Source organism: Paenibacillus sp. 1-18, assembly GCF_000520755.1.
GTDB classification, from domain to species: domain Bacteria; phylum Bacillota; class Bacilli; order Paenibacillales; family Paenibacillaceae; genus Paenibacillus; species Paenibacillus brasilensis.
In genome coordinates, this window is record NZ_ASSB01000388.1 from 1 (window position 1) to 9154 (window position 9154).

A 9154-nucleotide genomic window follows, 5' to 3' on the forward strand; every position below is an offset into this window, starting at 1 on the left:
CTCCAATATATGAATCGTTAGAAGAGCAAAGGCAAACAGGTCATACTGGGGATCGGCATTTCGGTTGCCAGCATTCCAGAATCCCCTGTCATACCATTCTGTAAATTGTTTAACACTCCGACCTGCAAGGGATACTCCGCCATAATCAATTAATTCGGCTTCTCCATAGGCATTGACCAAAATATTTTGCGGCTTCAGGTCGCCAAACACCCATCCTGCCTGATGCAGCTCTGCCAGACGATTGAGTATACCGGTTCCAGCCACACCATACCATTCCGCCCCTTTGGCTGCAACAAAACGATGAAGCGGATCGCCCTTAATATATCGCATGACATAAAAGGGGATCTCTCCGCTGCGTAACACCACATCGTCGACTTCAAATAAAAAGGAGGGGTCCCCATCTTTTTGGAACACGGCCTTAGTCCCTTGAGAATGCAGTGTAGTCAGCACATTAATCTCTGATTGCAGATCAAGCGTGTTTCTTCCCATTTTCAGAGCAAATTGCCGATCGGCCTGTGCTTCTTTTACCAAATATACAGTTCCGTTCGCTCCCCGGCCCAGCAGGCGCTGAATGACATAGCTGCTCCGCTTCCACTTGCCCTTGATGACCGTTCCGGGTGCAAGAACGGGATCAGACGACATAGTCACCGAGCATCCCTTCTCCTTTATCATAGGATTCTTCCATATCTTTCTGTTCCTCTAGTGTAACATATCGGTAATAATCAATCACTTGTAAAATGGCTGGACCTGTCGGCGTCGCTCCTTTCATCCGCAGACGTCCGAATAGCGATTTGATCTGGTTGAGTTCAGAGGTCCAGCCGATATCCATAACCGCGTCTTCACCCATTCGGCCGCCTGGAAAATGGAATACAGAGATGCGGCTGAGTCCGCTCCTGGACTGCAAACTGAGCAGCAAATCGCGAATGCTGTCCTCTACAGCATGCAGCTTGGGCCTCATACTCGCGCTGGCATCAATGAGTAAAGCAATTTCCAGAGGGCTTGTCTCTGTAAGTTCGTCCATCACCTCAACTACCTGAGCCCGTTTGGCCGGAGGCAGTTCACCAATATGCCGGGCGCCACCCTCACCCAAAATATGCGTTAACTCTCTATTAACCGCCTGCTGAATCGTTTGAACGACCGTTTTACGTGTCATCATCTGCATGGTCTGTGCCAACTGCTTCGTGCCTACGATTTGGCTGAACCCTCCTCCAGCTTTAGCAATTTCGCGAATCTCCGTACTGCCAAGCTCGCCTATGGTTCCATAATCTATGACTCCAGCGACATTCACTGTAATGCCTTCCTGTAGAGCCTGAGCAGCCGCTATGACCGGGCTAACCCCTACATTGGAACATCCGTCTGTAATGATCAAAATTTGCTTCATCGCTTTTTGACCTCCGCTTCCTCTTAATCTATCCCGATAGATTCTATCTTTGCCTATTCCGGAACGATTCAAACGAAGAATGCGGATTTTTAAAAGCGAGAAAGGAATTTCCCGGGCAATGTTACCTTAACTCACCGTCCGTGGACGCTCTGCCCAGCTCATACCGGGTACATGCAGGGTTGCCCACTCTGGACGGTAATGATCTATTTTACTAACAACAACCGTCATATCATCATAGATTTGATTTTGCTGGTAACGAATAACCCGTTCCAGCAAGCAGTCGGCCAGCTGCTGCGGATCATCACTTTCAATCTCCTGGATCATGCGCTTCATCCATATTTCCTTATTGACCGCATAACCCGGCGAATCGTATATACCGTCTGTAATCATGATGAGAATATCACCCGGCTGTAGTTGAAGTGACACCAAATCCACCTCAATATCCTGTATAATGCCAATTGGCAAATTACTGGCAGATACAGGAATGACCTCCTCCCCCCTTTTAATAAAGCTCGGCGTAGACCCAATTTTCATAAAGGTTGTTCGGGCCGTGTACTGGTCAATCAGCGCCATATCGACGGTAGCATACATTTCCTCGGGTGATCGCAGCATCAGGACAGAGTTCACCGACTTGATCGCCAATTTCTCATCCATCCCGGATTGCAATAATTCCTCCAAAATATCAAGGGCCGCGCTGCTCTCCTGCTGCGCACGCTCTCCATTCCCCATCCCATCGCTCAGGGAGACTGCAAAGGTCCCGTTCCCTAGCTCCATCATGCTATAGCTGTCTCCTGAGAAAAAATCCCCTCCCTTGGCGGCACTTGCTACTCCTGTAGCCACCTCATACGTCTTGGCAGAGCCAAACATGACGGTGGCCAAGCCTTGGCGGCGATCTGCCGCCGTTTCGCGCATCACGGCAATATGCTCGTCCAGTATGTCCGACAGCAGCGGAGCAATGATTTTCCGACATTCATCGAATCCCCTTGTATAGGCATGGACAATCTCAATTTCTACCTGACCTGCATCCAGGTTAATAATCTCAATTGATTGGATGGACAAACCCAGCCGCTCAAGCGCCTCCCGTATTTGCTCCTCCTGCCGATGCATGGTCTGGCCTTCCCGCTGAATTTCCCGCGCCAAATCCTCCATAATTTGTGATACGCCTGATAGCTGGTCAGCAACAAGCTGACGACTGTCGTATACTTGGCGCTTCCACTGCATATTATGCTGATAGAGACTATACTGCTGCTTCATGACCTGCAGTACAGCGCCCGTTTTGGCGCATGCCTTGCTCCATTGCGGCGGCATCTGTTCCGGCTCCAAATCAGGATTATCCTCAATGGCGCTCATCATTTCCGTCATATACTGATGAGTTTGCATAAACTTGCCGTCCCAGCACTGCTCGCACTTAAAGCAGGAGGCGCACGTGCCTTCCGCTACGGCGTTCATAAAATGCTCGATTTCTCCGTCCGGCTTTGCGCCCTCACTCGCAGATATCTGATGAAAGCTGCGGGATAGCTGACTGAATACGCGGGAAAATTTCGTTACCCGCTCTGCGGTGAGGTCACGAACCCTTTTGGCATATTCATGCTGGGACTTGGCGTGATCCTGCGTACCGGGGACATAGGTAGAAACCGCTTTAAAGAAGCTTTTTGGAGTTATTAAGAATAATAGAATCGCCGCACAGCTCTCCCAAGTCGATGTCAGTACATCTCCCGTCCCATCCAAATAGATCGTTAAAATGGAAGAGCCCAGTAACATCCCTAATGCAACAGCACCCTTTCGCCCTTCACGCAGCATCCCTGCCAGCAAGCCCGCAAATGCAAGTAAGCTCATCTGCACAATCGCGGACATATTGGCCAGGCTGAGAATTAAGCCGGTAATCACACCAACCGAAGCACCTAGTGAAGCCCCTCCAACCAAAGCAAACACCAAGATCAAATATCGTGACAAAACATGATCGACAGACAGTGAATGAAGGGTCCATCCTACCGCCCCTGTCATCACAGAGGCCAGTAAAATAATGAGACACAAAATTTCCTCATTCTTGAGCTGGCTTGTCTTTTTTCGATACGTAAACAGTGGAATAGCCTGCGTGAACACCAGTGTAAGCATAAAGCTAAGGACCGCATCCGTTCCCACAATGACAAGATCATACCATGTGAAGGACGGAGCCATCACGGCGTTAAATAAATTGACCATGAACACAGATAGGAAAACCATAAGCGGAGCATAGGATAATTCCAGACGATCAAAGGCTCGTAGCCCGCGAAACAAGAGATAAAATACAATCAGCTCACCTCCAATCATGAACAACGATGGATAGGGAGCCAACAAGCTACCCAGTAATACCGATACAGCTATAGGCAGCATCAGATCACGGCGAAGGAATGTGATGACCGCAAAATAAGCGAGGGCAAAAGGGGAAAGCTCGTCCAAAATCATGGCGCGCCCCAGTAAAAGCCCCATAGCCGACAATAGCAGCATCCATCTTTGCGCCATCACCCATTGCACCGCTTTATGTGAATCCAGTCGCTTCTTGAGTCTGGAAGTCCAACCTTCCGTACGTTCTTTGGATCTGGACTTTCTAGATTTCAACCCCGGAAATTGTACCACGTTCCATTTCTCCATCATGCGTCAGGCACCCCATTCATCAATTTGATGTTCCCATCTTAAACCGGAACGATTGAGAAAGTTTGTCAGAACCTCACGTCTTATTCCAAGAAATTTCCGACAAAAAAACGTTCAGCGCGAAAGGACAGAGCATCACCCTGGAAATCAGGCCACGCCCGTATGGAAGGGTATGGGAGTTCCATCCAATCCTTCACTTTCGTAGCCCCTCCCTGTCGTCCATCACTACACCCAGACTAGCGATTTGCACAGAAGATAGACGGAAAACCGTTGGAGTTTGTCGGACGATTAGGTCCTCACGACAAAAAAAACATACATTTTTTCAGCACAATTGCTCTTCGATTCTTCAATAATCATGATTCTCATCATATGCTCGCAGGATGACGGCAGCCTGCATCCCCTCCAGCACTTGCCTGCCTGTATGTGTTGTCGGTAAAACGCAAAAAAACCGTAGCAGTCTTTCGACTGTACGGTTTTCCGTGTATGGTTGATACGGTTGTCAAGTGAATTAAACACGCTTCGCGCCGCGTCCTCCGCGTTTACCCTCGGTGTTCTTTTTCAGCGACGAAATGCGTTCCTCACTATCTTTCAGGAAGCGTGACATTTTATCCTCAAATGAAGGTTTACCCGGTGCAGGCTTGAAAGAACGGCCTCCACGATCGCGGTTGAAACCACCACCACCGCGTCCCTGACTTGGACCTGAACCTCCACCGCCGAAACGGTCTCCTCCACCTGTTCCTCCTGTACGCTCCGGTCTTGGAGCTCTTGGTGGACGGGCTTCACTTGCCGGCTTGTCAATCGTTTGCTTAATGGAAAGTCCAATTTTGCCATCTTTGTCAACATTAATGACTTTCACCGTCACGACATCATTAATCTTCAGGTGGTCGTTAACATCCTTAACGTAGTTATCGGCGATTTCCGAGATGTGAACGAGACCCGTGACACCTCCAGACAAATCCACAAATGCTCCAAAATGCGTGATGCCTGTCACTTTGCCCTCTAACTTGGTGCCCACTTCAATTGCCATAGAATAAAATGATCCTCCCTTAAAATATACAACCGATTTTTTGCAAAAAAATCCCGCTGTGGTGATTTGATTATACAAAATGGCGGAACTAAGGTCAACTAAGCATTAGCCCGATAACGGTCCTATTTCTGATCACCGATGATCGGCGTCTCTTCCGGTTTGTAGAGACCGTACTTGCTTCTGGCAATCTCCCCAATGTACTCGGGGTCTTTGAGACGATTCACTTCGGTTTGAAGCTGTTGTTCTGTTTGTGTAGCAGCTTGCTTCTGCTTTTCCTTCTGGGTGAGCTGTTCACTTCGATCAGCCATAATCATCCCTTGTGAAAAAAAGGTGAAAATAGCCCAACTACCAAAGGCGGCAAGCGATAGCAACCAAATCATGATTCGCCTGCGCCCGCCCGCGTTGGACTTGGACGTAGGAGATGACTGGCGATCTACAGACGAATTACGCATGATACTACCTCCTTCCAAACCATCTTTTTGCTGTGTTTTTCACTCTGATGCCGAGCTTCACGAGCGACTTTGGAGTCTTCCAGCGCGCTTTGAGCGGACCGATCAGCCATAGGATCGGCTTCCAAAGTGGCATCAAGATGTATATCAGCATCCTTCCCAAGAACACGATAAGTGCCCATGTCCATCCGACCAGTTTGCGTACCAGCCGATACAGCGCCAACACCGGAAGAACAATCAGGATGCGCAGTATGCTGTTCACGATCAACGTCAGTCTGCGGACTATCTCTAATAACATTACCACAAAACGTTGGGTTGTAACACTAAAGGCCCAAAAATAGAGCCAAACCCCCAAAAGTAGTCCTAAAAAGACATAAAACCGCAGCTCACCGCGATTGCTCGCGTACAGCACACGGAAAATAAACAGCGCCGAGGCCACCCAGTACAGCACGTCCAACATATGAACGCTCCAACGGGCAAGATGAAAGCGGATGGACAGCACCCGGTAGCTGTCAAACACCACTCCCATTGCAATGCCCGACAGCAGCATCCACATCAACGTCAGCCATTGTGTATAAGGATTCATTTGAAGAGCTTGCCGAATAGGCTTTTTCCATTTTTGGCTGGGGCCCCGGGCTCCAGGTAGACGAGGGAATTAATCTGACCTTCAATGGACAACAGCCCCTCTTCCAGACTGAGGTTTTTGATATGTAAATGTTGTCCGCGAATGGTGAGATGGCCCAGCTCGGTCTGAAGCAGGAACTCTTCACTGTCAAAGCTCTCCACATTGCTGACGCCTGAAATATCGAGCTGCTTGCGGCTTTGCATATGCAAATCATGGTGCTTGGGCTTCCCTTGTTCAATCATGGCATGTACCCCTCCTTCTGTTCTTAGCTTATGAAGGGGGCCATATGATTTAGAACTGTTTTTGCTTTAAATCAGCCAGCCTTAAAGAAGGCTTATCACCTAAAAAAAGCACCCCTTCATCAGATGATGAAGGAGTGCTTTCATGTACAGCTCGATGAGAAAATTCGATGCCTGCTTACCAGTTCAAACCGCTCTCCCTGGCAATAGGCTCTTCTTTCACCAAAGTGTACATACTTGCAGCCTCGTCCTTGCGTGTAGTGTCGGCGAGCCGTTCCACTCGCACAGTCACCAGCTTTTGACCAAATTGGACGGTGATTTCATCGCCCACTTTGACCGCACTGCTCGGCTTGGCTTCGCGTCCGTTCACCACCACTCTCCCCTGTTCGGAGACATCCTTGGCTACGGTTCGCCGCTTAATCAGCCGCGAGACTTTCAAGAATTTATCAAGACGCATTAGTTAACGGCTTCTTTAAGCTTATTACCGGCTTTAAAAGCAGGAACGGTCGATTCTGGAATTTCAATCGTGTTGCCGGTTTGTGGGTTGCGACCTGTACGGCTGGAACGTTTGCGCGTTTCAAAAGTACCAAAGCCGATCAGTTGTACTTTGTCGCCACTAGCGAGTGCATCTGTAATTTCACCAAGAACGCCATTCAATACAGCTTCAACGTCACGTTTGCTCAAACCGCTTTTGCTGGAAATATTGTTGATCAAATCTGTCTTGTTCATAAGATAAAAGCCTCCCAAATATCAAAAAGTAATCATCACGCCGCTGCATGTCCATACCTGGAGCAGACGTGAGGTCAAGCTGCGGCCGAAGCCTCTCTGAATTCAACTGTAGCACGTTTGTCTGTAAGCTACAGTTATTTTCAGAATTACTACAAGTTATTCTGGCTTGCCCCTAAAAATCCTGCAATAGCAGGCGTTTTTTTATTGGACCCCAGTTAAGCCAACATCCTACTACAAAACGCTCCCCATTGGCAAGTCTCCTCAAACCAGGCATGCTTTTAACCCTGCACGCGTCTCCTTTGCTGGCCTGTACAGTCCATAGGCAAGCCACTCTTTACCTGTATTTTTTTCGCTCTCTGACCGAATCATTGTTCAGCAGGGCGGTGTGATCAAGCTCTGTCAAGGAGCTTTTTGGCTTCCTGCCAGTAGGTTTCCATTTCTTCTACGCTGCTGTCCTCAGGACGACGCCCCTGCTCGCGTAATTTTTGTTCAATATACTGGAATCGTTTTATAAATTTTCGATTGGTGGCAGACAATGCCTCTTCGGGGTCTACTTCCATAAATCGAGCTGCATTCACAGCAACGAATAATACATCACCTAGCTCCAGCAACTGTGCTTCTACGGAATGGCCTTCACGGACCGCTTCCTTCAATTCAGCCACTTCCTCGTCCAGTTTGTCAAATACACCTTCGATACTATCCCAGTTGAAGCCTACCTTAGCTGCTTTTTTCTGAAGCTTGTATGATTTCATGAGCGCAGGCAAATCACGTGGAACCCCATCGAGTACAGAAGACTGTGCGGACGCTGTCCCTTTAAGCCGTTTTTCCTCGGCTTTCATCTGCTCCCAGTTTTGCAGCGCCTCTTCCGCATCATTCGCCTGATGGTCACCAAATACGTGCGGATGGCGGAAAATGAGCTTATCATTCAATCCCTGAATCACGTCATAGACATTGAAGGCTCCAACTTCCTCTTCCATTTGGGCATGCAGCAAAATTTGCAGCAGCAAATCGCCCAGCTCTTCCTTCATATGCTCAGGGTCATCCTCATCTATCGTTTCGATGACTTCATACGTTTCCTCGATCAGATTTTTGCGGATGGACTGATGGGTCTGTTCACGATCCCATGGACACCCTTCCGGGCTGCGTAAAATATCGACAATCTCGTGCAGACGGTCAAAAGATCGCCGCTTGAGCGCCTCATCCTCACTACGGGGTATATACACCAGAGACAGGTTTCCGTAACCCTCCACTCGATCCAGCTCGTACAGAGGCACCTTATGTACCGCTTCCTCACCTTCTACCCCAAGAGCGTGACCGACATACACCTGGTAATCGTCAGGATAACGTTCCATCAGACACAGCTTCACATCGGATGCAGTAAAGGTGTCATACACTTGTCCGATCAGCGTATGTAGCTGAGGCTGAAGCCAGCTCGCATCCAGTGTACCCGCATCGAGCAGTTGGAAACCCTCAATCGGATCAAATCCAAGACGCACAAAGGCTTCATCCAGAAAGCTTTCACCGCCCAAGATGTTCAGCTTGATGCCTTCCCCAGGACAACGTTCCTTAAGCAGCTGTACCGCTGCTTCCGCTACCATCGGGTGACCGGGAACCGCATAGACAATTTCGCTTCCATCCGCCGCCTTGGCAGCCGTTGCAATCAATTGGCTGGTAATTTCCTCGTATACCTCTGGAAAAGATTCCTTTGTCTCATACACCGTGTCAAACGACTCAAAAGCCACCTCAAACTCATCCAGCACTTTAACCGCCGGATGCTTCCTTGTCCGCAGGTACAGCGCCGAAGCGCCCCGCATTTTGTTCAATATCCCTATCGTAAGCTGATCGGGATCTCCCGAGCCCAAGCCTACGACCGTTAATGTTACGCTCATATTCAATCCTCCGTTCCGCAGAAACCAGGCATGCTCCGAGAAAACACGGCGCATCCCACTTCCGCTTCCTTTGCTTTGGCATTTACTATACCACAAAGTTGTATAGGCTCATAAAATGGCAATGCCGCTCTGTCCGTAAGCGGCATTGCCAAGGCTACGCCAACACGCGCAGCCGGCGCAGCAC

At 49.0% G+C, this 9154-nt stretch carries 11 protein-coding genes; all 11 read right to left on the reverse strand.

The window, feature by feature from the left end:
* On the reverse strand, window positions 1–648 hold a 648-nt coding region (locus L693_RS0126155; protein WP_025721290.1), incomplete at its 3' end, for a serine/threonine protein kinase.
* Entirely contained in the window at window positions 632–1381 is a 750-nt protein-coding gene (locus L693_RS0126160; protein WP_025721292.1) for a vWA domain-containing protein, read from the reverse strand. The genes L693_RS0126160 and L693_RS0126155, both read right to left, overlap by 17 nt.
* Window positions 1382–1507: 126 nt before the next feature.
* The gene (gene spoIIE, locus L693_RS0126165; protein WP_025721294.1) at window positions 1508–4015 is read right to left on the reverse strand and encodes a stage II sporulation protein E; all 2508 of its coding nucleotides are present in this window, start codon (window positions 4013–4015) and stop codon (window positions 1508–1510) included.
* 505 nt (window positions 4016–4520) lie between these two features.
* Window positions 4521–5039 (reverse strand): S1 domain-containing RNA-binding protein, encoded by a 519-nt coding sequence (locus tag L693_RS0126175; protein ID WP_025721295.1) that lies wholly within the window; start codon window positions 5037–5039, stop codon window positions 4521–4523.
* 122 nt (window positions 5040–5161) lie between these two features.
* Window positions 5162–5491 carry an FtsB family cell division protein gene (locus L693_RS0126180; protein WP_025721297.1) on the reverse strand — a complete coding sequence of 110 codons (330 nt, stop codon included), beginning with the start codon at window positions 5489–5491 and terminating at the stop codon, window positions 5162–5164.
* Window positions 5492–5495: 4 nt separating this feature from the next.
* Window positions 5496–6074, reverse strand: coding sequence for a spore cortex biosynthesis protein YabQ (gene yabQ / locus L693_RS0126185; RefSeq protein WP_025721299.1), 579 nt, complete (start codon window positions 6072–6074; stop codon window positions 5496–5498).
* Window positions 6071–6355 (reverse strand): sporulation protein YabP, encoded by a 285-nt coding sequence (yabP, locus tag L693_RS0126190; protein ID WP_025721301.1) that lies wholly within the window; start codon window positions 6353–6355, stop codon window positions 6071–6073. The genes yabQ and yabP overlap by 4 nt, the downstream gene beginning before the upstream one ends.
* Before the next feature lie 175 nt (window positions 6356–6530).
* Window positions 6531–6809, reverse strand: a complete 279-nt coding sequence (locus tag L693_RS0126195) for an RNA-binding S4 domain-containing protein (RefSeq protein ID WP_025721303.1) — start codon at window positions 6807–6809, stop codon at window positions 6531–6533.
* Complete coding sequence (locus tag L693_RS0126200) at window positions 6809–7081, reverse strand: HU family DNA-binding protein (protein ID WP_007428028.1); 273 nt, start codon at window positions 7079–7081, stop codon at window positions 6809–6811. Before L693_RS0126200 ends, L693_RS0126195 begins: the two co-directional genes overlap by 1 nt.
* A 389-nt stretch (window positions 7082–7470) precedes the next feature.
* Entirely contained in the window at window positions 7471–8970 is a 1500-nt protein-coding gene (mazG, locus tag L693_RS0126205) for a nucleoside triphosphate pyrophosphohydrolase (RefSeq protein ID WP_025721307.1), read from the reverse strand.
* Window positions 8971–8972: 2 nt separating this feature from the next.
* The coding region (locus L693_RS31785) for a hypothetical protein (protein WP_025721309.1) at window positions 8973–9154 on the reverse strand (182 nt) is incomplete at its 5' end.

Coding starts and splice junctions, on each gene's coding strand:
- L693_RS0126160 (WP_025721292.1), bottom strand. CDS start 1,381: ATGAAGCAAATTTTGATCATTACAGACGGATGTTCCAATGTAGGGGTT.
- spoIIE (WP_025721294.1), bottom strand. CDS start 4,015: ATGATGGAGAAATGGAACGTGGTACAATTTCCGGGGTTGAAATCTAGA.
- L693_RS0126175 (WP_025721295.1), bottom strand. CDS start 5,039: ATGGCAATTGAAGTGGGCACCAAGTTAGAGGGCAAAGTGACAGGCATC.
- L693_RS0126180 (WP_025721297.1), bottom strand. CDS start 5,491: ATGCGTAATTCGTCTGTAGATCGCCAGTCATCTCCTACGTCCAAGTCC.
- yabQ (WP_025721299.1), bottom strand. CDS start 6,074: ATGAATCCTTATACACAATGGCTGACGTTGATGTGGATGCTGCTGTCG.
- yabP (WP_025721301.1), bottom strand. CDS start 6,355: ATGATTGAACAAGGGAAGCCCAAGCACCATGATTTGCATATGCAAAGC.
- L693_RS0126195 (WP_025721303.1), bottom strand. CDS start 6,809: ATGCGTCTTGATAAATTCTTGAAAGTCTCGCGGCTGATTAAGCGGCGA.
- L693_RS0126200 (WP_007428028.1), bottom strand. CDS start 7,081: ATGAACAAGACAGATTTGATCAACAATATTTCCAGCAAAAGCGGTTTG.
- mazG (WP_025721307.1), bottom strand. CDS start 8,970: ATGAGCGTAACATTAACGGTCGTAGGCTTGGGCTCGGGAGATCCCGAT.